Here is a 26593-nt window from a genome sequence, read left to right as displayed (position 1 = left end):
ATGGTCGCAATCTCTGTTGTGATTCCGGTGTATAACGGCGAGGCGACGATTCGATCGACCCTCGAATCCGTTCTCGACCAAACCTTTCGCGATTTCGAGTTAATCGTCATCGACGATGGTTCCACCGATAACACAGTGGACGTCGTCAAATCGATCGCTGATGAGAGAATTTCCCTGTACTCCTATCCCAACGCTGGACAAGCCGAAAGTCGCAATCGCGGCGCAAAGCTAGCTTCAGGGGAGTTTCTCTCCTTTATCGACGCAGACGACTTATGGACGTCAGACAAACTCGACGCCCAGCTTCAGGCGTTGAAAGACCATCCCGACGCTGCAGTGGCCTATAGTTGGACGGCACACGTAGACGAGAGCGATCGATTTTTCCGCCACGGTCCGCGTCTGAGTTTTGAAGGGAACGTCTACGACAAACTGATAATTAACGATTTTGTGGGGAGCGGTTCCAACGTTTTAGTTCGCAAATCGGCGTTTTTCGACGTAGGGGGATTTGAAACTTCGTTTCCTCCCGCAGAAGATTGGGACTTGTGGGTGCGTTTGGCGGCCAAATATCGATTCGTCGTCGTACCGAAGGCGCAGATTCTCTATCGTACCTTGACGCGATCGGCTTCGTTTAACCTGGCGAAGATGGAAGCCTCGAGTTTGAAAGTCATCGATCGAATTTTCGAGACCGCCCCCGAGTCCTTAAAACCCTTCAAAACCCTGTGTTTGGGACATCGGTACAAATATCTCACCTACAAAGCCCTGGATTTAACGCCCGAACGAAAACGGGCGCGATCGGCATTTCGGTATTTAGCCTTAGCCTTGTATTTCGATCGAGACTTGTGGCGGCGGCGCGTCGTTTGGAAAGTGCTGTTGAGAACCACCGCCACCCTAGTATTACCCGAACCCTGGATGCATCGCTTGGTCGATCGATATCCCAAACCCTTCGATATCGAAGCGTTGCTGATTCATATGCGGTTTCCCTAGAAAGACTCTTGCCGCGAAAGACCTCCAAGTCGATCGATGATATGATGGGAGACTGGGCGTTTTGTGTCCGAACGCCATTCCATCGAACAGCTCGAGTATAGTTCAACTTAGGAGAACGGAAATATGGCTCGCAGATGCCAAGTCACCGGAAAAAAAGCCAATAACGCTTACGCAGTCTCTCACTCTCACCGCCGCACCAAGCGTTTACAAGAAGCCAACCTGCAATGGAAAAAAATTTGGTGGCCGCAAGGAAACCGTTGGGTACGCCTGCGCCTGTCCACCAAAGCCATTAAAACCATTCAACGAAAAGGATTGGCCGCTGTCGCCAAAGAAGCCGGCATCGATTTGAACAAATTTTAAATCGGGCGACAAACTGCAAATTTCACAATTTAACACCAGTCGAGCCGGGTTTCACATCGAGTGAAGCCCGGTTTTGCCATCGAGAGGATAAGATTTGGCCGTGAACGAGTCGGGAACTTCAAACCTGGAACTTCATATGCGATCGTGCCGTCTCCGCTCACAACCCTAACCGTCCGCCATCTCGCAACAACTACAGAGACAAAATACAGAAAAACCGTAGAAACCCAGATCGATTCTAGAGAGCAGATGGGTACGCTAAGAAAGAGACTCAGTAAATTCTCGATATTGTCGCTCCGTGTCAGAATGCGCTAACACTGAGTTAGCCTCCCGGCCAGAGCCGCCGGGATGTCGAGCTTCGATCGACCCCCATCGAAGACCCTTCTTTCAGGTTGCATCGTTCGTTCCGTCTGGGTTCGTATCACCCTAGCATCTGCCGAGTCAGCCCGAGACCTATGGCTAAGCCCCACTCGATCGTTATGTTGAAGCGTTGGTTGAAAAACGCGCTCAAACTGGCCTGGGCGAAATTCGCCCAGTTCCTGCGTCGTAACCTCTTAGAACCGCTATTTTCCCGACGCCGCCGCCACAAACAGTTGAGGACAGCGGGCTTCGTCTTACCGACGGCGATTATGTTGCTGCTCGTCATGGCGCTCGTCGTCGGTGCCATTTTACTGAGAACCGTTACGCGCACCGAGCAAGCCATTTTAATCCGCCGGGATCGAGTGATTTACAACGCTGCTACGCCAGCGATCGATCGGGCCAAAGCCAAGCTCGAATACATGTTCACCCAGGACGATCGCATTCCCCAAGGGATTCCGTCGGAAGAATTGCTCGAACGGATCATGTTGAACATCGAAGAAAACCCCGATCCCAATGCCCCCGACCCCGATCCCAACGCTCCTCCCTATACCTTGCCCGATGAAAAACGCCTAGACATCGATGGTGACGGAGAAAAAGATAACGCTTGGTATTTCGATGTAGACCAAGACGGAGACGGCACAGCAGACGATGAAAATAACAACGGCGTTCCCGATTTGCGAGTCGCTTACTCCGTCATTTGGAACACCCCGGCCGAGGTGACCGAGTTAGCTCAACAAAGCGACAACGATCTCACCGCACGAGCAGGCAGACGTGAAGTCCGACAAGGGCCTTACGGCGGCATACCCAAACCCGGATGCGAACCAGCAGCAGACGAAGACATCAGTCGTATTGAAAACGGTTGGTTGCGCGATCCCGTCAGTACGGCAATTTTGCTCAAAAATTTCCAAATCGATGCCTTTGCCATAGCCGATAACGAGGATGGAACAGTCACGACCTTAGAAGTCCAACAAGAACGGCAAGCCGACCGAGGTAACAAGTGGGGGGCATGGTTCCGTAACGACCTGGAAATCTTTCCCGGTCGCGATTTCAAATGGAACGGGGCGATGCACTCCGATGGAAGTCTCATTATCGGTCGCAACCAACCCCGGCGACTTCGCGTCAGCGTGTACGGCTATCTCGTTAGCGGACCTGGGTCTTGTCTCTATCAAGCTGGTCGATCGACCTCAGAAGTTACCTTAGATCGATCGGTCGATCCCGAAACTGACGAAGTCTACGAAGGACAGATGGTCAGTGGATTAGTCAACAGCAACGAACTCTCTCCGGGTTCCTTCTTCCACCTCTGGGACGAGAGCAATCCCCAACATCACGAAAACGATACCGACCCACCTCAAACCTTCATCGATCCCGAAACGGATTCCTTGAACAATTCAAGAAGCGTGATTGGCATTACGTTAGACCCCATCGTTTTATTTACCGAAGATCGATCGGTCTATCGGAATCCTAGCTATAGTGCCAGTAACGTTCGGGACGAAAGTTTTGAAGCCAGCGATTTGTGGGGACGCAGCCGAATCTTCAACCAATCAGCCAAACGTCCTTACGTGGACGACTTCTATCGCGCCGACGATCGCTATGGTCCTAAACCCGGTTACGGTAGCGATGAAAATCTACGCCTGAAAAATATCAATGGCGTCGGACTTGGCGTTCAAACTGGAGAACCCATCACAACTGCCACCGAAGATCTCCTGCGGCTCGAAGTCGGAGACGACGAAGATCCCAAAGATTTGGGACTCGATGGCTATTGGGAACGGCGAGCCTGGCGCGAAGGAATGCGCGTTATTGTCGGTCAGCGTTTAGAACTCGGGCAAGATGCCTTTTCCGGTACCACCGATCCCCAACAGGTCGAAGAAGACAAACTGACCCGAAATCGACTGCACGAATCCCTACAACGCCGAACCCTGCGCGACAACCTCGCGGCCGCGCAAACGACGGCTATCTACCATGCCGCAGAAGCAGCGAACGGCACAGACGATCCGCCAGTGGCAGCCCTGGTCACGACCGTTCACCCCGGTACCGCCGAAACCCTCAAACACAGTGCTATCTTCAGCCCTCCTCAAATTCCCTTTGCCGTTAAATCTGACTACAACACCCTATTCAACGGCAATTTCGGAGACGATGCCGAAGAACTGGTTTTAGATTTCTTGACCGGTCACGGCACCAACGGTTGGCAGTTAGACCTCACCAACTTCGATGTCGGAAAGGCTGAGATGCAAGAAGCCCTAGACAATCTCGCCCATCTAGCCGGAGATATAGACGGAGCTTTTCCTGCCAAACAAGAAGCCGGGGAAATTCATCCCAATCCAGCTCTGACACAGTGGGGTAACTTCTCGAACCTACGTCGGACTCTCAACGACGATCGCGACAGTTTTGCCGATTGGTCGAACAAACACACCGCCGCGTTAACCTTGGGAGCCTTAGCTTACAACATCAGCTATCTCGATGCCTTTGACTACGCCACCAACCAACCGGCTATTCAGCAGTTGCACGATGCTTTAACTCTTCTCGGAGACGGCGACACCAGCAACGGCGAAGTCAAACTCATTGAAGACCCAGATACCGGAAAAGTTCGGGTCGAAGTCTATCCTGACGGGTGGTCGAGTGGCGATCCGGTCGCCAACTTCGTTCTCGTTCCCGAAGGCTTAGACAATCCCGAAAACCTACGAGGCGTCGTGCCTCCCCCCGAAGCGTACATTGCCGCATTACCCCAAGACCAACAAGAATTAGCCCGCTTGTTAAATCTCAAAGAACAAGTGTATCGCGATCGAAAAATGGGATTCCGTCCCTCTCCCGACACCCCTGGCGTTTACCAATACTCCGCCAGATTTTTCGACGAAGATTTTAGCCCCGATACCAGCGACGTCATCCTCGACGAAAACGATACTGACCAACTGGCAGTGGTTTTAGGACAACCTTGGGTATTTTCAGCCGAAACTGAAAGCGGAGATGTCCTAGGACTCGACTTGAACGGCAACCGAAACACCGGTGACGACGACGAAGAGCCGAAGCCCGATAAAATTGAGGTCGAAGATGAAGAGGGAAATCCAGTCGCCATCAACGAGCCATCTGAGGGAGAAGATCTCAACGACGACGGCGATCTTCGCGATGTCAACGAAGACGCCAACCTCAACGGCGTTTTAGATCCAGGAGAAGATCTAAACGGCAACGGCGTCCTCGATACACCGTTCCGATTCAACTTCACCTGTGATTTTAGTGCGGAGACGGGTAATAACTACTTTGGCTTCGGCCGACCGGATGACATGAACGCATACGAAGAGGGTCGATTCCTCCGGTTAGCCACCAGTCTCTGCGGAATTAATGCCAACGAAGATCGCAAACTCGACGCCGATGGAGAACCGGACTACGATGCAGTTCTCGATGCGGTTTTCGACGGCGACGAAGACGAAGAAGACGTCAACGAAAACGGCCGTCTCGACACCCCTGCCAAATATCCCGCCCTGTACTATCTGTTCCCCATCGAGGACCACGACCACAGTACGGCCGCCGACGATCTGAACCTCGACGGAACCACGGACACCAACGACGATCAACCCGATGAAGTGTTCTACGTCGGAGATCCTTATGTCGTCTCTGAAAACGGCGGTTTCACTTACAAAGCGTTCGACGCCACTAAATTGAGTGAGATTGCCATCAAACCCTTGGCCATTGATAATTGGACGTTGCCCTATCTCAGGGTAGACAATCCCAGTACGCTCTGTGATAACGATGCCAGTGCCACCAATATCAACCCCAACTGTCAGCAATTCAGCCTCGTTTACGACGGTTTGAACAATAGTTACTATCGCGTTGGATTCAAAGATACTGCCCTCTACAACGGCCGGGAATTACAAAGCGTTCGTGTCTTAAACATGGATCTCGAACTGCTAACCGACAAAGCCGGTGGTGTTAATGGCGAGATTAACGGCGATACCTGGCTGGCAGGTGGAAACAACGAAGAAGCGATCGATGGAGGGATCGTCTTTGCATTTCGCGAAGACGGATTGCGGGAAGACGCTATCGAACGTCCCCCGGGAGGAAACTGTCGCGCTGCCAGCGATATCGGTAACGGATGCAACACAGAGGTGTTTAGTGGGGATAAAGGCATCGATCCGCAAGTCAACCCCGATAACGGTATCAGTCCCAAACCCGTTAACTTCGTCCCCGATCCCGATCGCAGGGCCCATGGTTTCCGAATTCTTAACGGCGAAGATATCTCTCGCGACGCGCGAGGAGGAGGGACCGAGTACGGTTTAACCCTGATTTCCGACAACGCTGCCTACATCCAAGGTGACTTTAATTGCCACAAATCCCCCGGCGGAAGTTGTGGAGATCCCATTGAAGAATTCAACTACACCTTGTCAGATAAAGACGACTGGGGACCGAACGAGTTTTACAACCAACGGAGCAATACCAACAGTCGAGATGGTCGGTTCGCCGATCCCGATGACGACAGTTGGCGGTATAGCGAGTTCCTCGTCGATGGTATGACCATCCTTTCTAACAACTTCTGCGACGGTAGCATCGAAGATCCGTTTCTAATCGTTGCAGAGACGGGTAGTACCCTAGATCCGGGAACCTCTCTGACCCAAGCCTTGCGCGATTTAAAGCGCAGCAACCTCGGTCAGTTAAACGAAGTGTATGGATGCCAACAAAATCCCCGACAAGATATTACGTCTTACTTAGCCTTTCCCCGTCCGAGCGACAATGCGAACATTGCCGACAATAGCGTTTGGTTGCGGGAAAATCCCGCCGATATCGATTCGCCGCTTCAAATTTCCCACAACGGCAATCCCCGACTGACGATCGATGCCTGGGACGATCCCGATCCCTTTGAATACGATGGAGCGTACTTCGATCTCGATCGAAGCACGAGCTACGGGCGTCCCGTCCAACGGGCGATCGTCGAAGCCACCAACGAGCAACACGTGAACGCCATTATTATTAGTGGCATTACACCTTCACGGCAACAACAATCTTACGGTGGTTTACATAACTTCCCACGCTTTATCGAAAATTGGGAGCAGAAAAACCTCTTTATGAGTGGGTCTTTCCTCCAACTCAACTTCAGCACTTCTTCGAGCGCTCCCTTCGACCAAGATGGTTGGGAACCTGACGCCACCCTCCAAGACGACGAGTTCATCCAATACTATCTCGCCCCCAATCGGCTCTGGGGTTACGATGTCGCGCTCCAGTTAACAGCACCCGGTCCGGTCTCGAGTCGTTTGGTGACAGTGGGAAGTACGCGTAGCGAATATTACACCGAGCTGCCTGTAGACGATCCGTACATCAAAACCCTGCGTTGTGCTTCGGCTGATGGCGGAGGACAAATCGATCCTCGCGTAACCAACTGTCCGTAAAAGCAGAGACCCCTTCACCCCAAGCGATCGTAGGTTAGCAAACGTACCCAACCATGAAACACTTCAAGTTCGAGCCACAATTTCGACGTTGGTGCAAAACCTCGAACACCTCCGAGGCGGGGTTAACGCTCGTGGAAGGGTTAGTGGCCATTCTCGTGGTTTCTGCTGTCACGATTTCTATTACCCCTGCCATTTTCCTCGCCGTCGCTACCCGCGTACAAAACCGACGGGCTGAACAGGCGATTCAACTGGCTCACGGTCAAATCGACCAAGTGCGGGTGTTAATCGAACAGGGAATCCAACCCGATACGGTTGATCGACTGCCTGCCCAGGCGGACGGTTCCGATCTTTCGGCTGTGGCAGCACCGAGTAGCGCCTTCGGTTCGCTGCAATCGACCAACTTTGAATGCTCTAACTACGATCGCAATCCGAGCCAAGTCCCTGTTGATAGTGCCTTACCTGTCGATATAGATGGAGATTGCGAAGAAGATTTTTTCGTGCAGACGTTTCGAGGTAACGAGCAAACTATAGAAATCGATACGGAAGATTCTACCTCGGAAATTCCGATCGTGTTTGGAATGGGCGTTCGAGTTTACTACAGAAACGCTGAGTTCGGAAACCTCGAAACTCAAGAGGCTTCCCTAACATTAACGAACGGGCAGGGACAGCAAACAAGGCGTCCGCTGGCAGTACTGTATACCACTCTCGCCCAAGCCGATCGCAGTCAAGCTCTCCAAAAATATTGTGAGATGTTGCCCGGTGGCAGCAACTGTGATTTCTAATCTAGATGCTCGCAGCTTTGGCGATCGATATTGCCCCCACGATTTCACACTCACCGAACCCCCGTTCCTCTTATCCTAAAAACGATGTCTGTCCTGTTTTTAACTCAACTGCTCGGCCGCTTTCGAGGCTGGAAAAAATCCCGTACTTCTCTCGGTTTTACGCTGACTGAATTACTCGTGTCGATTATTATTGGCAGTTTGATAGTGACGGGGTTGATGAGCCTAGTCGTGGAGTTAATGTCTACTGAGACGCGAGAAACAGCACGAACAGAAACTCAGCGAGAAATGCAAATGGCTCTCGACTTTATTAGTACGGATATTCGAGAAGCCGTCTACGTTTACGATGGAAAATGTTTGGCAGACGAAGACTTGAGCGGAACGGGATCTCTGATTTCAGATAACTGTTCGGGGCTTTTTAACGGGAATTACATTCCCAAGCCCAGCGATGACAGTGTTCCGATTTTGGCCTTTTGGAAACTCGATCCACTACCGGAGCAAGTTAGAGAAAATTGCCAAGAATTAATCGGAACTGAGGCTTGTATTGTGGGACGAATGTATACTCTTGTGGTATATTGGCTGTCTCGAAATAACGAAAGTAATATTTGGCAAGGTAAATCTCGTATCTTACGCTATACCCTGCCGAGGTATGAAAACGATGGAGATTTAGTCTCGGGTTATGCCGATCCAACTGTCAATACAAGTTTCGATCGATGGCCTCTCGATCTAGAAGGAAACAACCAACAGGATGGAAGCCCTGCGGATAACCGATTTGCAGTTTTGGTAGACTTTGTAGACGATCGCGCCTTAGAAAATATCCCCGAATTAGTCGAAGCGGGTGGAGCAAGTATCGAATGCCCTGCTGAAGATGCAACCAACGCTCGGATTCGATACATCCGAACCCCTAGCGATTCGACATTAGATCGATACGGTTTTAGCAATATGCGGAATTTCTACGCCTGTGTTAAGTTGTCCGAAAAGTTTACAGTCAACACAGATGAAGATACGGGAGAAAGCGGTGCTTTTAACCAAAAAGTGATTTTATTTTTAAGGGGAAATGCTGCAGGAAAGCCTGGTATCCGTACAGCTAACGAAGGATTTATGCCCGCGCTTCAAACACAAGTTTTAAATCGCGGCGTGCGAAATAAAAAACCCCCCACAGATTAGCTCTTTCACGGCAAACTGTGACGAGGTGGCAAGCAGCGAGACCTTCGATGCTGGTCTGCAAACTATCGAATCTGACCCAGGAGAGCCAAGTTTTATGTATTCGCGATCGCGATCGACCCCCCCATCTGACAACCCCACTCAAGACCCCAAAGCCGGATTTACCGTCATCGAACTACTGGTGGTCATCGTTATGGCTGGCATTCTGGCAGCGATCGCCGCCCCCGGTTGGCTGGCGTTCGTTAACCGCCAACGGATTAACGCTACCACCGATGCGGCTCTTCAAATTATGCGAACCGCACAGTCGCGATCGGTCACGGAAAACCGCACTTGGGAAGCCAGTTTCCGCGAAAGCGACGGTCAGTTACAAGGCGCAGTTCACCCCGTTGGGAGTGGGGCGGTTTGGGAAACTCTGGTTCCCGAAGCGGGCGATCGCGTTTTCATCAAGGCAGAGCTTACTGATATCGCTAATAGCGAGTGCGAAGCCGGAGACTACTGCGTGCAGTTTCAAGATCGCGGTGTGATTGCAGATAATTGGTTCGACAACCAAGCAGGGAACGACGATCGAATCGGACGCATGACCTTCGTCGCCAAAGACAATCCCGACGGAACGAAGCGCTGTATCGTCGTCGCGACCATTTTAGGCACCCTGCGGGTCGATCGAGATGAAGGCTGCGAATAGATCGATCGAGAACCTGGCCTCGCCGGCCGTCGAGTATCCGCCCATCGAGTATTACAATGAATCTGAAATTTTCCAGGTTCAACGCCCCCGATGAGCGAGTTGTCCTCTTCCATCGAGTCCCACCGCGAGATCGTCTCCAACCGTCCCGAGGTGTCGATCGTCGCCCCCATTTACAACGAAGTCGAGAGCGTCCCCAAACTCGTAACGGCCATCGCAGCCACGATGGCTCAAATCTCCAAAACTTACGAAATCGTCCTCGTCGACGATGGGTCTAGCGACGGTTCCACCGACTTACTCCAAAAACTAGCCCGCCAACGCCACGACCTGCGAGCCGTCATTTTCCGCCGCAACTACGGCCAAACCGCTGCTATGGCCGCCGGATTCCGCCACGCTCGCGGCCGCATTGTCGTGACGATGGATAGCGACCTCCAAAACGACCCCGCCGACATCCCTCGTCTGCTGACCACCCTCGAAGAAGGCTACGACCTGGTCAGCGGTTGGCGCAAAAACCGACAAGACGCCGCTCTGACCCGTCTGCTTCCCTCCAAAATCGCCAACTGGATTATCGGCCGCGTCACAGACGTTCCGCTACATGATTACGGCTGTTCCCTCAAAGCCTACCGAGCGGAAATCGTCGCCGATTTGAACCTTTACGGCGAACTGCACCGTTTTCTTCCCGCGTTAGCCTTTATTGAAGGGGCGCGTATCGTCGAAATTCCCGTCGCCCACCACGCTCGCCAGTACGGTAAAAGCAAATACGGCTTGGGGCGAACCTTCCGAGTTCTCATGGACTTGTTAACGGTCTTCTTCATGAAGAAGTTTTTAACTCGTCCGATGCACGTTTTCGGCTTTTTCGGAATTACCTGTACCTTCGCCGGAATCGCCTTGGGCGGCTATTTAACTTTCTTAAAACTCGCTTTGGGTCAAGATATTGGCGATCGCCCTCTATTAACCCTGTCTATTCTCCTAGTCCTTGCCGGAATCCAACTCTTTAGCTTCGGACTGTTGGCAGAACTGGTGATGCGAACCTATCACGAATCCCAAAAACGCCCCATTTACCGCGTGCGCGAAGTCATCGGCGATGATGGGGTGATGGGGTGATGAGGTGATGGGGCTTGGTGGTGCAGAAAAGTCCTGAAACCCTTCTTAGAAAAGATATCGCCGTATTAAAGGGTTCTGCTCAAAATCTCAGATCGGTAAATGGCTGCCAAGGATCTGGCACTCAAATACATATTTTGTGCATTTTGTCAACCACCAATCTCGGAAAGTTTTCTACCCCACTGAGGGGGATGGGGTGATGGGATGATGGGGTAATGGGATGATGGGGTGATGGCGGCGGTGCGTGACGCGGGAATACAATAGGCCTGACTTCGGCCTGATTTTCTAGTCCGCGTCACGCACCCTACCACTGCTCACTGTTCACTGTAAAAGTACGGTTTCCACGAATTAGCACTCGATACCCCAGAGTGCTAAGTTGAGTAGTTGGAGTCGCTCAACTACCCATATCATGGCAAAAATCGTTTCCTTCGATGAAGAGTCGCGGCGCTCGATCGAGCGTGGGGTCAACGCCCTCGCCGACGCCGTGCGTATCACCCTCGGGCCGAAGGGTCGGAACGTCGTTCTCGAGAAAAAATTTGGCGCACCGGACATCGTGAACGACGGCATCACCATCGCCAAAGAAATCGAACTCGGAGATCCCCTGGAAAATGCGGGAGCGAAACTGATCCTCGAAGTCGCTTCCCAAACCAAAGACATCGCTGGAGACGGAACCACGACTGCCACCGTGTTAGCCCAGGCGATGATTCGCGAGGGTCTCAAAAACATCGCCGCTGGAGCGAATCCCGTCGCCGTCAAGCGGGGCATCGAAAAAACAGTGGCGAAACTCCTTGAAGAAATTGCCGCTGTAGCCAAACCCGTCCAAGGGGACGCGATCGAACAAGTGGCGACCGTCTCGTCCGGAAACGACGTAGAAGTCGGCCAGACGATCGCCCAAGCAATGGACAAAGTGACCAAAGACGGCGTCATCACCGTAGAAGAGTCGAAATCCTTAACCACCGAGCTGGAAGTGGTGGAAGGGATGCAGCTCGATCGCGGTTACATCTCCCCCTACTTCGTCACGGACAACGAGCGTCAAGTGGTGGAGTTCGATAACGCCTACATTCTCATCACCGACCAAAAAATTAGCGCCATTCAAGATTTGGTGTCGGTTCTCGAAAAAGTTGCCCAACAGGGCAAACCCCTCCTCATCGTGGCTGAAGACGTTGAAGGCGAAGCTCTGGCCACTCTCGTCGTCAACAAAACCCGAGGTGTCCTCAACGTCGCGGCTATCAAAGCTCCTGGCTTTGGCGATCGCCGCAAACAAATGCTGCAAGATATCGCCATTCTCACAGGCGGTCAAGTGATCTCCGAAGATATCGGCTTGAGCCTCGACGCTCTGACCCCTGAGATGTTGGGAACGGCACGGAAAGTCAACGTGACCAAAGAAACGACGACGATTCTGGCTGAAGACAACGCTCGCAACAAATCCGACGTTCAAAAACGCATCGAGCAACTGCGTAAAGAACTCGAAAGAACCGATTCCGACTACGATTCTGAAAAACTGCAAGAGCGCATTGCCAAGCTCGCCGGCGGTGTCGCCGTCATCAAAGTGGGAGCCGCTACCGAAACCGAACTGCGCAGCCGCAAACTTCGTATCGAAGACGCCCTCAACGCCACCAAAGCGGCGGTTGAGGAAGGCATCGTCCCCGGAGGCGGTACGACTCTGATTCATCTGGCCAAGAAAGTCGAAGACTTTAAAGCCGGTTTGAGTGACGAAGAACAACTCGGCGCCAACATCGTCGCTAAAGCCCTCGAAGCCCCGCTGATGCAAATTGCCAACAACGCAGGCGTCGAAGGGTCGGTCATCGTCGAGAAAGTGCGCGACAGCGAATTTAACGTGGGTTACAACGCGCTCACCGGCCAGTTTGAAGACACCATCGCCACGGGGATTATCGACCCGGCGAAAGTGGTGCGTTCGGCCCTGCAAAACGCCGGTTCCATTGCTGCAATGGTGCTGACGACGGAAGCCCTGGTGGTGGAGAAACCCGAGCCGAAATCCGCTGAAGCTGACGCCGCTGCTGCCATGGGCGGCATGGGCGGCATGGGCGGCATGGGCATGGGCGGCATGGGCATGGGCGGCATGATGTAAGTCGTCAGCTTTTGCCAGTTCAGCCGTTGTCTGCTGGTCGTAACCCAGTTGCCACCGTGCGAAGGCAATAATCCAATTGCAATTCTGAGTACAATAAAGAGGTGAAGACTCGAAGTCCTCACCTCTTTATTGCGTTTGTTCCCCTTGCAATCGATTTGTAACAAATCTACCCGTCGATCGAAGAGCTGAATTAATCTAACGTTAGCGTTCCCGATTGAAGATCGAGCCTAAACCAAATACCTGAGTACTGCGGCTACTATCAACCCCATCGTTTCACAGGAGTTGCGTCGCGATCGAGCCATTGAAACCCTTTGACTAACCTCGAGAGTCCTGAATTGGGGAGCCCGTTGCCATCGCCGTGAGTTTGAAAGACGAGCCATGCGATCGCCACGATCTCTAGTTGTTGGCAGTACGACAGACGATCGATTGTGAGAGGATGTTAGAAAGCGGGCAAGGTCGCACCGGGCAATTCTGCATCTGTCTGCTATCTGGTGGTATTCCACGAGCCAAGCCACGAGTACGCCATGTACGTCCCCGAAAACCTAGAGTTGTTCGAGCTGTTCTTAGAACACAGTCCCGTTGCGATCGCGATGGTGGACTGTCAAATGAAGTATTTATGTACGAGTCGTCAGTGGCGAAAGCTCATGGGCATTGACGGCCAGCCGTTACAGGGACGATCGCACTACGATCTCTGTCCCCATCGCGTCCGACGTTGGCGATCGATTCACCAGCGCTGTCTTCAAGGTCGCACGGAACGCTGGCAAGATGCGACCTTTCCCCTCTCGGACGGCTCCCAACGATCCGTCAGTTGGACGATCCGCCCCTGGTACGACAACGAGGGTAAGGTGGGCGGCCTCATCTTAACCTGCGACGATATCAGCAAACCCAAACAGATTCTCTCGAAAGCGCGGCACGCGAAACGTCAGCTCCTCGAAAAGCTGGCTCGGGTTGAAGCCGAACTCAAACGGGAACGGGAAGAACGAGAACGCCTCGACAACACCCTTCCCATGAGCCAAATCTCCATCAACAAAGCCGGAGACGCGGTGTTTTGGTTCGCGCGTTCGGGACAGATTTTCTACGTCAACGACGCCGCCTGTCTCTCCTTGGGGTACAGCCGCGATGAGTTGTTATCTCTGACCATTCACGACATTAACCCGGACTTGCCGCCGGAAATTTGGCCCGACTACTGGGATCAAATTAAAGAGTTCGGCTCCTTTACCTTGGAATCCCGCCACCGTACCAAATCGGGGAAAGTCTTTCCGGTTGAAATTACCATTAACTCGCTGGTTTACAACGACGAAGAATATACCTGCACCTTCGCCCGAGACATTACCGAACGCAAACGGGCCGAAGCCGAACTCTATCAAGCCACCCTCGCCGCCGAAGCCGCCAACCAAGCGAAAAGCTCGTTCTTGGCCAACATGAGCCACGAACTGCGAACCCCCCTCAACGCCATTATCGGCTATAGCGAAATCCTCCAAGAAGAGGTCGAGGACATGGAACTCGACGACGAGGAAATGACCTCCGACCTCAAAAGCATCACCACCGCCGGACGCCATTTGCTCTCCATTATTCAAGATATTCTCGACTTCTCGAAAATCGAAGCCGGGAAAATGGACATCGTGCCAGAAATCTTCGAGGTGGCGCCCCTGGTGCAAGAACTCGAAGCGACGGTACAGCCGTTGGTGGAGAAAAATACGAATACGCTGCGGGTCGAGTGTAGCCTCAATTTGGGCAAAATGCACGCCGATCGCACCAAAGTCAAACAGGTATTGTTAAACCTCCTCAGCAACGCAGCCAAATTTACCGATCGCGGTACCATTTGGTTGACGGTCAACCGCCAAGAATCGCCGTTTAGCGCCATTGCTGAAGACGGTGCCGACCGGGAGACCTTCGACAAACCGGTGGCCGCTGAAGAGCCGGGATGGATTTGTTTCCGGGTCAGCGATACGGGCATCGGCATGACCCCCGACCAAATTCAAAGTATCTTTCAACCCTTTACTCAAGCTGACCAATCGACCACTAAAAAATATGGCGGGACGGGGTTGGGACTGGCCATCAGTCGTCGCTTCTGTCAGATGATGGGGGGCGATATCAGCGTGGAAAGCGAGCCGGGAGTTGGTTCGACCTTCATCGTCGATTTACCGGCCAATACCTCTTCTCGAGAGCGTTCGACGGGCGAAGGCAGCGCCTCCGCTTACCACGATCGCGCCTCGGGTAGCGAGGCGCTCTCGGAAGACGACGCGCCGCTACTGGAAGAAACGGCGGAGTTGTTGGGATTGCCGGAATTTGCCAACGTCAGTTTGGAGGATTTTGAAGGGGAAGAGGAAATCGACCGCGACCCGGACGATTTTCCGGAGGATTGGGAAGAGGAGGACGAAGAGGCTTGGGGCTGGGGGGACGAACCGCTTCTCAGCAGCGAACTGTTGGGGTTGCCCGATTTATCCGACCCCGATGCCTTGGCTGGGGACGAGACGGAACCGGACGACAGGGCCGAAGTCAATCCGGAGGCTTCGGAGTTTTTGGAATCAGAAGCCGTCGAGTCTCAAGAGTTCGAGTCTGAAGACTTCGAGCCAGAAGAGTTTGAGGAGCGATCGCCCTAACTGTTGACCCAGCGAAGTCCTTCACTCGATGCTAAAACAAGTCCTTTTTCGATCGATCTAACCCCTTCCTCGACCGTGCGAGACCCTCAAGATTTCGATTTTCACCGCGCCCGTGCCAGTTTGACCAAAACCCTGGCCCGATATTCCCGGCCGCCTCGTTCGCGACCGACCGATCGCAATACTCAACTCGATCGCTACTTTCACGAACAACGGGAAATTTTACAAGCCAATCTCGAAAAACTCGACCGTCAAATCCTCCGTATCGCCGCTTTCGGTTTGGTCAGTCGGGGCAAATCCGCCGTCCTCAACGCCCTACTCGGGGAAAACTTACTCCCCACCGGCCCCCTCAACGGCGTCACCCAATGGCCGCGATCGATCCTCTGGCTTCCCCCAGCGAAAAACCTGGCCTCGAACTTGCAAGTGGAACTCATCGATACGCCGGGGTTGGATGAAATCGACGGCGGAACTCGCTCTGAGATGGCGCGGGAGGTGGCGAAACAAGCCGATATCATTTTGTTCGTGGTGGCTGGAGACGTGACGCGCACGGAGTACGCCGCCCTTTGCGATTTGTGGCAAACTGGCAAACCTGCTTTGTTGGTGTTCAATAAAACGGATTTGTACCCCGATCGCGATCGCGAAGCGGTGTACGAACAGCTTCGCAGTTTGGGCAACCGTCAGGGGATTCCTTTGCGGCCGGACGAAATCGTTCGCGTAGCGGCCGATCCCAAGCCGATGCGGGTGCGTCACGAACTCCCCGACGGACGGGTTGAAGATGTTTGGGAAACGCCGCCGCCAGATGTGAGGGAGTTGAAGGAGAAGTTGTTAACGCTGTTGGCACGTCAAGGGCGATCGCTGCTGGCGCTCAACGCCTTAGTGCAGGCGCGGGACGCGGAACGGGAAATGGTCAAAACTCTGGTGGAACTGCGCGATCGCGACGCGGACGAGTTGATTTGGAAGTTTACTCGCTACAAGGCTGCTGCTGTCGCCCTCAACCCGGTCTTTCTCCTCGATATTCTCGGGGGCAGTTTGGCGGATTTGATTTTAGTGCGATCGCTGGCGCATCTCTACGATTTACCCATGACCAACCACGAAGCGGGAAAACTCCTCAAAACCATTTTGCTCGGGGCGGGGGGCTTGCTACTCGGGGAAACCCTCAGCAACGCTGCCTTCGGCATGGGTAAAACGGTGGGATTCCCCGGTTATGCGGGGTCCGCTGTCGCTCAAGCCACGATTGCCGGCATGGGAGCTTACGCTGTGGGACAGGCGGCGAAAACCTATTTGCAACAAGGCGGCACTTGGGGACCGACGGGCGCGGATACGGTGATTCGGGAGATTCTGGAACGGGTCGATCGCGAGAGTTTGCTGGCTCGCCTGAGCCTGTAAACGCCGTCAGCGTCGGCAGTCCCCACACGCGATCGAAAGACGGTCTCCAAGTCCCGCCGTGGTTCTCGTCACCTTACCAACTCGTCGCTTCCATGAGGGGGAGTTTTTAACAAGCCGTCGATCGTCGATATTTCGCCTCCTGTAACGCGAGCAATAATGTTTTTTATTTGTATGCTGTTGTTAAAGTTTACTTCGGTATTAGTATTAATTAAAAAGCGATCGAAACTCTGAAATAAATTATTTCCCGCCTGGGTTCCTCCTTCAATTTTAATTCACTTTCCATCAATTCTGACCGTTTGATTTTCAAAAAGGGTGCGATCGAAGACAATTTGTGCTATTGTGTGGCGGTAAAGAAACATACAACATCTAAGGGTTGCGATTAGAATTCAAGACAGTTTTTGGCTCTTAATTTTCATCGATATATCGATGGATAAAGATTGTTGAACCCGTGCAAGGCTTAGAGACAAATGAATTGAAGGTTTTATACTCATTCGTCTATAACTAAGTAGTTGAACGAGTATCGACATCTTTCGACGCGAAGTAAGGGTGGCGAATCGCAGGAACAAGTCCAGCCGATCTGGCTCAACCCACTGGGGAACAAACGGGAGCCAACAGCGTATGGCAGGCAACTCGAACCGAGTCAAACCGGCCCGGATGACGACTGTATGGGGAGATGCGCCTATCGTGGAATTCTAACCGGACTCTAAGCGAAGTTTAGGCGATCGCGTTAAACAAACAATATTTCGTCGCGATCGCCGCGATCGTTTCAACGAGGATAAAACATCATGCAATTTGAAACAGAAGTCCAAGAAGCCTGTTTCGATCGAATCGCCGGATGGATGCGAGAGCTGTTCGGAAAACTGCCCTGCGCGCGTCCCGACGTACCGGGGTTGGGCATATTTCACGGATCGGCTCTCGTCGAAGTCTTCGTATTTCCCTGGGGAGACGACGAAGCGGTAATTCATACGCGATCGTCCGTGATTAAGGGGGCGAACCTCACAGCAGACTTGATGAAGTTCCTGTTGGATGTAAACGCCCAGATGCGATTCGGAGCCTTCGCCCTCGACAAAAACAGCAATATTCTGTTCGAGCATACGATCGTCGGTTCCACCTGCGATCGCAAAGAACTCGAAGCCTCCGTCAAAGCCGTGTTAGAAGTCGCCGACGAATACGACGACTACATCCTTGAAAACTGGGGCGGACAGCGGGCGCTCGATCGCCTTCAGGTGTATTCCCCCACCGCCTCTTCTTAATCGTCCATCTGCCAGGGTTGAATCAAATTCCCCTCATCGAGAATGCGCTTCGGACGTAGAATCAACACCACTTGTCCGAGAATTTTCTCGGTGGGGGCTTCGTCGAACCAGCCAATCTCAGCCGTATCCCCCCCATCGACCAAAAAGTAACTGTTAACGTTCCACTCTCGCACGGCGCGATCGACCACCACGAGAACCGGTTCGCTGCGCCCTTGAGGAGCGTTCGGCAAATCGGTACTGCGGGTGAAAACAGTAACCGGATCGGCCGCTGCCCGCACCACTTGCCACCCCGGAACTGGAACGCACGCACTGTCCGGAGGTACAGTACTCAAGCTAAACGGTTCGATCGACCGAACCTGAGACAGGGTTTCGACTTCCGACGCCGGAAGGGGTAACTCTCCCGCCACCGGAACGATGCGCGGCAGTTCCTCTTCCTGTTCGAGGCGGTACAAGGGCAGTCGAGGCGGTTGGTGTTGCGGCGCCGCACTAATCTCGCTTAAAAGACGTTCTAACTGCTGGCGTGCGCCATCGCTTTGCACGAACTTCAAGCCTCGGGCGATGAGGCGCGTTCGTTCGGTCAAATCTTTTTTCTGGCGGGCTTGTCGCCAACATTGATAGGCCACAGCATCGCCGGGTTGCGACGTAAAGCCTTCCGGCAAATTCGACATCCGCGACGTGAGTTTAATATCGCGGGTGAGACTGTGGGTGTCGTCTACGTCAAACTGTTTTTCGGCGGCGAGTTCCACGGCGGCCGCCCGTTGTTGGCGGTTTAACACGCGAAATTCATAGAGAACATCGCTGTGGGGACCTTCGCAGTAGGCTAAGGCACCATCGGAGACACCCACATCGACGATGCTATCGTACACTTGCGCCGCGACGATAACTTGATTTTGGACGGCGGCTTCAAAGCCCGTTTCGTCAAAAATATCGTTGGGATCGTACCCTGCTTGGTGAAGTTGGTGGCAGGCTTTTCCCCAGGCAATCCAGTTACCCTCTTTGTGACGGAGCGATCGCAAAAGATCGCGGACTTCTTCATCAGACAGTTCGAGGCTGTCTCGGCTGTGTTCGCTCATTGCCCAGCTAATCTTATATGTAACTCGCCAGCGTTTTTTGTCTAGGTTTCAGTATAGGAGCAATTGTCGCGATCGATCGCCCTCGCCATCGAAGCGAGTCGCTTCAGTGGCCTCAAATGCCCGCAACTTCGGGATAGCCGATACAATAGTAGGGGCGAACGGCGTTCGCCCCTAAACGGCGTTCGCCCCGAATTCAAATCTCGAATTCAAATCTCGAATTCAAATCTCGAATTCGCGATTTCCGAGCAATTTGCAGCCTCTTGGCAAAACCGAGTTTTCAATGTCTCAACCCCCGATTCATCGTGCTTCTTCGACTCCCTCTCTACGCCAGCCCCGCGAGCGGTTCAAATATCAAGATACTGCTTTGGGCTTAGTTTCGACGCGCAGCTTTCCGGCTATCGTCGGTACAGCCGATATGATGCTCAAATCCGCCGACGTGACTCTCGTGGGTTACGAAAAAATCGGTAGCGGCTACTGTACGGCGATCGTCCGCGGCCGCTATCCCGACGTGCGTTTAGCCGTCGAAGAAGGCGCAAAAACCGCCGAACAGTTCGGACAGCTCGTGTCGAAGTTGGTGATTCCCCGTCCCATGCCCAATTTAGAGGTGGTCTTCCCCCTCGGCAGTCGTCTGGCAGAATTATGTCAGGAACAGCGGGGATATTCCCGGTTGAGCAACCGCGCCATCGGCTTGTTGGAAACCCGAGGATTTCCGGCGATGGTGGGGGCGTCCGATGCCATGTTGAAGTCGGCGGACGTGCAGTTGGCAGCTTACGAAACGATCGGAGACGGGTTGTGTACGGCGATCGTGCGCGGTACGGTGGCGAACGTCGCCGTGGCGATCGAAGCGGGAATGCACGAAGCCGAACGCATCGGGGAACTGCACGCCGTGATGGTCATTCCCCGGTTGTTAGAAGATTTGGAAAACGTGCTTCCCGTGGCGAGTTACTGGCTCGACGAACAGGAACCGCTTCCGGTGTTGGTGTCGAATCCGGTGGAAGAGAAACAAGCCGAACCGCTCAAATTACCGGAATTGGAGAAAGTTCCGGTGGAATTCGATCGCGCCGAAGAAGCCGAAGAAATCGAAATTCGCCCCGAACCGATTCGCGAACCGCGTCAGCTTCCGCAATCTCCGCCCCAGGAAGAGTCTTTCGAGTTAGATTAGGGGTTCACCAGGGAACTCCGGAACTGGGAACTCCGGAACTGGGAACATTGAGCAGTCAAGAGTCTCATCATCCCCTCATCTCCTCACCTCATCATCTCCTCACCTCATCATCCCCTCCGGAACGATCGCCCCCACTCAAACCCCCGAAACGGCAACCTTCGCAACGAACAGGAGGCGGCGAAATTGGCTATAGTGAGAAAGTCAAACTTGGGGAATCCTGTTTGAGATTCCTCGATCGCGAGGAAAACAGATACCTCGCGCTAGTTTCAGACCGTTGTACAGAACCTATGACTGCTCAATCCCGCCCCGATCGCGAAGCCAACGCGCCCTTTTCCGCCGAAGATTTCGCCAAAGCCCTCGAAGGTCACGATTACGTTTTCGAGCGAGGACAAGTCGTGCGCGGCAAAGTCTTCGAGTACGATAGCGACGGCGCTTATATCGATATCGGTGGCAAATCTGCCGCGTTTCTTCCCCTGCGGGAAGTGTCAGCCGGAGTCGTGACGAACCTTGAAGAAGCTCTCCCCCGCGACGAAGAACGGGAATTTCTCGTCATTCGCGAACAAAACGCCGACGGACAGGTGACGCTCTCCATCCGTCAAATGGAACTCAAACAGGCGTGGGAACGGATGGCGGAACTGCAAGAAAACAACGACGTTCTCGACGTGCGCGTGACGGGGACGAACCGAGGCGGCGTCGTCGTCGATGCTGGGGGATTGCGAGGCTTTATTCCGCGATCGCACTTGCTCGATCGCAACGATCTCGATGCCCTCGTCGGCCAGTCTCTCACGACCACCATTTTAGAAGCCGACCCCGATCGCAACAAACTCGTCCTCTCTCACCGTCTCGCCGAACAAGCCAACCGCATGAGTCGCCTGCTTCCCGGCGAACTCGTCGAAGGAACGGTGGCCAACCTCAAACCTTACGGCGTCTTCGTGGATTTAGGCGGCGTGACGGGATTGCTGCACATCCGACAAATCAGCAAAGCTCGCGTTCCCTCCCTCGACGACTTGTTTCACGAGGGTCAATCGGTGAAAGTTCTGATTTCCGAAGTGGACGAGTGGAAAAAGCGCGTTTCCCTGTCCATGAAGGAACTCGAAAGCTATCCCGGCGAACTTCTCGATAAATTCGACGACGTGATGAACAACGCCGAAAACCGTGTCTCTAAAACCCCTGAAGAGGACGCGGCTCCAACGAACACTTCAGAAACCACCTCAGAAGCCGAATAACTTCGCCGAGTCATTTCACAGTTGTTTTCACAGTACCGCCTCGGGGACGAGCGAACCTCGTTCGTCCCTCAAAAGCACTTACTTCAACTTCTGTTTGATAAAGGTCAGAATTTGCGTCACCTGTTTTTTCAGCGTGGCGATTTCTTTTTCCATGGCGGCCACTTTCGCCTGAAGTGCGGCGACATCTTCGCCACCGGCGGCCGCAGCGGGGGCAGCTTTGGCCGCAGCGGGGGCAGCTTTGGCGGCGGCGCGAGGTTTCTTGGCTTTCGCCATCGCCGTTTTAATGGCGCCGATGAGCTGCTTTTTCTCGAAGGGCTTTTCGATAAACTCGAAAAACTCGAAGGGTTCGGAAATCTTCTCGGTGACTTCTTCTTTCCGACCCGACATGACCACTAAGGGAATTTTCCGTAAGTCGTCGTGAGCCTGGATTTCCTGAAAAACTTCCCAACCGCTTTTTTTGGGAAGCAAGAAATCTAACATGATCAGACTCGGTTTGTCAGAGCGAATCTTTTTTAAGCCTTCTTCGCCGTCCTTGGCTTCGACCACGTCGAAGTTTCCCGGCGGTAACATACTTTTGACGGTTTTTTGGATGACTCGACTGTCATCGATGACCAAAATCTTGTGACTTGCCACGACTGACTCCTTGAGGGGTGCGTGAAGGGCTAGGCGCTTTGCGTTGTGCCGATCTAGTGTAACTCGCTTGGGTCTAGTTTATCAGGGGGACGGTTAGGCGACGAGGGTTGACCGCTGAACCCTAACAATCCCAAGCTAGGTAATCTAGAACAAGAAAAGTCTTTTACCCGAACGCTATGTCTCTAGAGCCGAGTCGAACTGCCCAACTGCGTGCCGAAGTCGCTGCAATGCCGGACTGGTTGCGGCGTCCGGTCGGTAACGCTCGCGATATTTCTACGGTACAGCGCATCGTCAAGCAACGTCAGATTCATACGATTTGCGAGGAGGGTCGCTGTCCGAACCGCAGTGAATGCTATGCCAATAAAACGGCGACGTTTTTGTTGATGGGGCCGGTGTGTACTCGCGCCTGTGCGTTTTGTCAGGTGGACAAGAAACAGGCGCCGAAGCCCCTCGACCCGGAGGAACCCCAGAAAGTGGCGGAATCGGTGCGGTTGTTGGGATTGCGCTATGTGGTGTTAACTTCGGTCGCCCGGGACGATTTAGCAGATGGAGGCGCTGGGTGGTTCGTGAAAACGATCGAGGCGGTGCGATCGCTCAATCCTCAAACTCAAGTGGAGGTGTTGACGCCGGATTTTTGGGGCGGAACTTCTCGGGAGTTTTCTACGGTTGAATTACAACGCCAGCGTATTGAAACGGTGGTGCGGGCGAAACCGGCCTGTTTCAATCATAATGTCGAGACGGTGCGACGGTTGCAAAATCCGGTGCGACGGGGGGCGAAGTACGATCGCTCTTTAGAGGTATTGCGGAGGGTGAAGGAACTCGATGCCAGTATTCCCACGAAATCGGGGTTGATGTTGGGTCACGGGGAAACGGAAGCGGAAATTTTGGAAACGCTGCGAGATTTGCGCGAGGTCGGGTGCGATCGCGTCACGTTGGGTCAGTATATGCGTCCGTCTCTCGACCATCTTCCGGTTCGTAAATATTGGACGCCGCAAGAGTTCGATCGCTTGGGAGAGTTCGCTCGAGAATTAGGGTTTTCGCAGGTGCGATCCGCCCCGTTAGTTCGCAGTTCTTACCACGCTGGAGAAGGGGAAGATAAAGCTACGAATTGAGTATATCGAATTCGATATGCTTAAAAAAGCCATTGATTGCATTTTAGTAAAGATTAACAAAAAATACTAAAAACAAGGAGAATCAATGTCATAATATACCAAAGTTTTACCCACAAACAAATAGGTGTTTTGGGGCGAAACTAACGATACGCCAAATTGAAGTTCAGACTGGTTGTAAAGCGTTTTTCACGCCCAAAGACACCGGGAGGTTTTTGTAGGGAATTGAGAAACGGCTTTTGGAGATGGGTGCATCTCAAAAATGTAAATTTATCAGATCGGAGTCTCTACACTGAATTGAGCTGTTGTTGGGTTTCGCTATCGCTCCACCCAACCTACTGCAAACTCATATTTTTACAAAAGTGAGATGCAACCGTTGGAGATAAGGATGAAGTATGACAGCCCCCCGTGGGAACGTTGCATACAGCGTTGCCACAGGGGGTTCGCGTTTGGACTACCACAACCATTCGGAATCCTGTTTGGAAGGCGGGGGGGCTGGGGCAGGTGCGGGGGCGGGAGCGGGAGCGGGTTCGGCGTAGTAAGGTTCTTCGTAATAGGGTTCGGGAGCGGGTTCGGCGTAGTAAGGTTCTTCGTAATAGGGTTCGGGGGCGGGTTCGGCGTAGTAAGGTTCTTCGTAATAGGGTTCGGGAGCGGGTTCGGCGTAGTAGGGTTCGGGAGCGGGTTCGGCGTAGTAGGGTTCGGGAGCCGGTGCCGGTGCTGGAGGCGGAGTGGCTTGCAGTTCGGTAATGCGTCGATCGATGTCTTCGATTTGGGCGGTGTATTCGGCTTTGCGTTCGTCGGTGTCGTCTGGTTTGAAGGAGTCTTCGAGATTGTCGAACTGCTCGATCGCTGTTTGCCACAATTCTTTGGCCGCTTCGAGATCTGCGATCGATTCGGCGTCTTCGGTTTGCTCCCGGGCGCGATCGACCGTCGCTTCAGCGGTTTCGAGTTGGGCTTGGTTTTCCTGACGCTGTTCGATTTGGCGGTTGAGTCGGGTTTCGAGGCGATCGAGTTCTTGTTGGTAGGCTTCCCGTTTCGCCTGAACCTGTTCGCCAATTTCTCCGGTTTCGGGCAGGTTCTCGAGGGACACCATCGCCCGTTCGAGTCGGCTTTGGGCGTCTTTGAGTTCTTCGGTCGATTGGGCGCTTCCTGCTAAAAGCTGGGCAGCGTCCGCCGCTTGCACGGCGCGATCGAACTGTTGTTCGAGTTCTTGCTGACGCGCGGTTGTCGTGGTGAGAATCGCCGACACAATAGCACTACCCGCAAACGCCCCCGCGAGGAGAATGGCGGCGAGGATGGCAATTTTCGTTTTGTTCGACGAGGGCGATCGCTCTGGAGACGAGCGAACGGGGACACCTTGGACGGCGGGAGTTGCCGCGTTCTGGCGAGCTGCTTCAGCAGGCGGTTGACTCACCTGGGTTTTGGGCATCGCCATCGAGTGGTCTGGGTCGTCGAGACTGGCGGATTCGACGTCAGCAGGCGGTTGACTCACCTGGGTTTTGGGCATTTCCGCCGAGTGGTCTGGCTGTTCGGCTTCAACTTTCCCTGGGGGTTGACTGACGTGAGTGGGGGGAATGGAAAGACTCTTTTCTGAGTTCTCGACAGACGGCGAGACTGAGGAAGCGGTGGCGTCTTCGATACTGTTTTTGTTTGAGGAAGCTGCGGTTGGGGAACTTTTGGAAATCGCCTGAGTGCGATCGGTTTGAACGACGGTTGGCGTTTCGCCGATGGGTTTTGTCTCGGTGTCGGAACTCTCCATTTCAGGAGTTTCGGGAATTTCGGGAATTTCGAGAGTTTCGCCAGTCTCAACTTCAGAAGTCTCAGCTTCAGAAGTGGGGAGTTCGCAGGGTTCGGACTCCTCAGTTTCGGCCGTTTCGGCAGTTTGGAGGCTCTCTGTTTCACCGCTGGAGGCGTCGGAACTCTCCATTTCAGGAGTTTCGGGAGTTTCGGGAATTTCGAGAGTTTCGCCAGTCTCAACTTCAGAAGTCTCAGCTTCAGAAGTGGGGAGTTCGCAGGGTTCGGACTCCTCAGTTTCGGCCGTTTCGGCAGTTTGGAGGCTCTCTGTTTCACCGCTGGAGGCGTCGGAACTCTCCATTTCGGGAGTTTCGGGAATTTCGAGAGTTTCGCCAGTCTCGAGAGGGGTTGTCTCGTTTTCAGAAGAAACCTCTGAGGGTTGAGATTCTTCTGTCCATTCCGCCTCTACCGTCGAGATCTTGTCCGCCGTCGCGCCGTTTTCGTCTGTCGAGGGTACTGACTGCGGTGAGCTGACGATCGTTACCGTAGCGACGGTTCCTCCTGACTCTTTTTCTAAATTAGACTGGGTTTCGAGATTGGCGGCGTTCAAAACTTCGAGAACGGCTGCGGCGCTCTCGTAGCGATCGCAGGGTTTATAAGCCAACATTTTCTCAAAAATTGCCTTGAGATCGGAACTGATGCTGACGGCGGAGTGCCAGTTCCACTCGCCCTTGTAGTCGTCGAACAGTTGGTCTGGCGTTTTTCCGCTCAGAAGCACCAACGCCGTGACTGCTAGGGCGTACAAGTCGCTGTTGGGATAACACTTCCCGCTACGAATCTGTTCGGGGGGAGAGTAGCCGATTTTCCCCACCACTGAGGCGTTTGCGCCGTGGCTTCCGACGGCGCTGATGGCGATTCCCGTAATGGCGTCCTTGACCACGCCGAAGTCGATGAGAACTGGCTCTGTGGCGCCGTCGGGCAACATAATATTGTCGGGGGAGATATCCCGATGAATGATATCCCGCTGGTGGATGTAGCTCAGAACGGGCAGGATATCTCGCATCAAGCTGAGGATTTCTGCTTCGCTGAAGGTGCGATTTTGGCTTTTGCGATCGCAGAGTTGTTGCCAGTAACTTTTCCCTTGAACGTATTCTTGAACTAGGAACAGCCGCCCGTCTTCTTCAAAGCATTCGAGAAATTTGGGGATCTGGGGACAGTCGAGTTTGTAGAGAACTTCGGATTCTCGTTGGAATAGCTCTCTGGATTTTTGAACGACGTACTCGTTACTGCCGCTGGGGACGAGTTCTTTGAGAACCCACTTTTCTCCCTGTCTGCCTTGGTGGGAGACGAGATAGGTTCGCCCGAACCCTCCCTGTCCGAGAAGCCGCTCGACCTTGTAGCGGCGATCGATGACGGTTCCTTGGCTGATGGCAACGAGCTGTTCCACGATCTGATTCTCCAAGCACGAAAAGAGCGGTTTAATTAATTCTATTTTCCCAAATTTTTGAGAAATGATTTAGAAAGATTTATCGAAT

18 protein-coding genes are annotated in these 26593 nt (G+C 53.3%); 14 read left to right on the top strand and 4 right to left on the bottom strand.

Annotated elements, in window-relative coordinates; all coding sequences use genetic code 11:
• From ACP5D4_RS01825 to ACP5D4_RS01780, 10 genes are all read left to right on the top strand, one after another.
• Complete coding sequence (locus ACP5D4_RS01825; protein ID WP_428009908.1) at nt 1–981, top strand: glycosyltransferase; 981 nt, start codon at nt 1–3, stop codon at nt 979–981.
• Nucleotides 982–1104: 123 nt separating this feature from the next.
• Nucleotides 1105–1341 carry a 50S ribosomal protein L28 gene (rpmB, locus tag ACP5D4_RS01820; protein ID WP_026097996.1) on the top strand — a complete coding sequence of 79 codons (237 nt, stop codon included), beginning with the start codon at nt 1105–1107 and terminating at the stop codon, nt 1339–1341.
• Nucleotides 1342–1793: 452 nt separating this feature from the next.
• On the top strand, nt 1794–7070 hold the full coding sequence (gene hpsA, locus ACP5D4_RS01815) for a hormogonium polysaccharide biosynthesis protein HpsA (protein ID WP_428009907.1): 5277 nt from the start codon (nt 1794–1796) through the stop codon (nt 7068–7070).
• 53 nt (nt 7071–7123) lie between these two features.
• Nucleotides 7124–7852: a type IV pilus modification PilV family protein gene (locus ACP5D4_RS01810; RefSeq protein ID WP_428009906.1), complete on the top strand. Its 729-nt coding sequence runs from the start codon at nt 7124–7126 to the stop codon at nt 7850–7852.
• A gap of 84 nt (nt 7853–7936) precedes the next feature.
• Nucleotides 7937–9016 (top strand): PulJ/GspJ family protein, encoded by a 1080-nt coding sequence (locus tag ACP5D4_RS01805; RefSeq protein ID WP_428009905.1) that lies wholly within the window; start codon nt 7937–7939, stop codon nt 9014–9016.
• Between the two features lie 94 nt (nt 9017–9110).
• Nucleotides 9111–9695 (top strand): pilus assembly FimT family protein, encoded by a 585-nt coding sequence (locus tag ACP5D4_RS01800; protein ID WP_428009904.1) that lies wholly within the window; start codon nt 9111–9113, stop codon nt 9693–9695.
• A gap of 90 nt (nt 9696–9785) precedes the next feature.
• Complete coding sequence (locus tag ACP5D4_RS01795) at nt 9786–10796, top strand: glycosyltransferase family 2 protein (RefSeq protein ID WP_428009903.1); 1011 nt, start codon at nt 9786–9788, stop codon at nt 10794–10796.
• Nucleotides 10797–11202: 406 nt separating this feature from the next.
• Nucleotides 11203–12882, top strand: coding sequence for a chaperonin GroEL (gene groL / locus ACP5D4_RS01790; RefSeq protein ID WP_428009902.1), 1680 nt, complete (start codon nt 11203–11205; stop codon nt 12880–12882).
• A gap of 491 nt (nt 12883–13373) precedes the next feature.
• Nucleotides 13374–15485 (top strand): PAS domain-containing sensor histidine kinase, encoded by a 2112-nt coding sequence (locus ACP5D4_RS01785; RefSeq protein ID WP_428009901.1) that lies wholly within the window; start codon nt 13374–13376, stop codon nt 15483–15485.
• Nucleotides 15486–15560: 75 nt separating this feature from the next.
• Nucleotides 15561–16868, top strand: a complete 1308-nt coding sequence (locus ACP5D4_RS01780) for a DUF697 domain-containing protein (RefSeq protein ID WP_428009900.1) — start codon at nt 15561–15563, stop codon at nt 16866–16868.
• Between the two features lie 68 nt (nt 16869–16936).
• Here the strand turns inward: ACP5D4_RS01780 and ACP5D4_RS01775 are convergent, their stop codons facing one another.
• Entirely contained in the window at nt 16937–17134 is a 198-nt protein-coding gene (locus ACP5D4_RS01775) for a filamentous hemagglutinin N-terminal domain-containing protein (protein WP_428009918.1), read from the bottom strand.
• 519 nt (nt 17135–17653) lie between these two features.
• Between ACP5D4_RS01775 and ACP5D4_RS01770 the strand changes: the two genes are divergently transcribed.
• Nucleotides 17654–18121 (top strand): T3SS (YopN, CesT) and YbjN peptide-binding chaperone 1, encoded by a 468-nt coding sequence (locus ACP5D4_RS01770; protein ID WP_428009899.1) that lies wholly within the window; start codon nt 17654–17656, stop codon nt 18119–18121.
• Here ACP5D4_RS01770 and ACP5D4_RS01765 read toward each other — a convergent pair.
• Entirely contained in the window at nt 18118–19194 is a 1077-nt protein-coding gene (locus tag ACP5D4_RS01765) for a RuBisCO accumulation factor 1 (RefSeq protein ID WP_428009898.1), read from the bottom strand. The two genes, ACP5D4_RS01770 and ACP5D4_RS01765, sit on opposite strands and share 4 nt — an antisense overlap.
• A 280-nt stretch (nt 19195–19474) precedes the next feature.
• Here ACP5D4_RS01765 and ACP5D4_RS01760 point away from each other — a divergent pair, with 280 nt between their 5' ends.
• On the top strand, nt 19475–20356 hold the full coding sequence (locus ACP5D4_RS01760; RefSeq protein WP_428009897.1) for a BMC domain-containing protein: 882 nt from the start codon (nt 19475–19477) through the stop codon (nt 20354–20356).
• Between the two features lie 287 nt (nt 20357–20643).
• Complete coding sequence (locus tag ACP5D4_RS01755; RefSeq protein ID WP_428009896.1) at nt 20644–21582, top strand: S1 RNA-binding domain-containing protein; 939 nt, start codon at nt 20644–20646, stop codon at nt 21580–21582.
• Between the two features lie 78 nt (nt 21583–21660).
• On the opposite strand, the gene ACP5D4_RS01750 is transcribed toward ACP5D4_RS01755, so the two are convergent.
• Entirely contained in the window at nt 21661–22215 is a 555-nt protein-coding gene (locus tag ACP5D4_RS01750) for a response regulator (RefSeq protein WP_428009895.1), read from the bottom strand.
• Nucleotides 22216–22391: 176 nt separating this feature from the next.
• Between ACP5D4_RS01750 and lipA the strand changes: the two genes are divergently transcribed.
• Nucleotides 22392–23327, top strand: coding sequence for a lipoyl synthase (lipA, locus tag ACP5D4_RS01745; protein WP_428009894.1), 936 nt, complete (start codon nt 22392–22394; stop codon nt 23325–23327).
• Nucleotides 23328–23778: 451 nt separating this feature from the next.
• On the opposite strand, the gene ACP5D4_RS01740 is transcribed toward lipA, so the two are convergent.
• Complete coding sequence (locus ACP5D4_RS01740) at nt 23779–26505, bottom strand: protein kinase domain-containing protein (protein ID WP_428009893.1); 2727 nt, start codon at nt 26503–26505, stop codon at nt 23779–23781.
• Nucleotides 26506–26593 lie beyond the last annotated feature (88 nt).

This window comes from Baaleninema sp. (genome assembly GCF_049974805.1).
Taxonomy (GTDB): Bacteria; Cyanobacteriota; Cyanobacteriia; order Cyanobacteriales; family Geitlerinemataceae; genus Baaleninema.
This window is presented reverse-complemented; position numbering and strand designations above follow the sequence as displayed.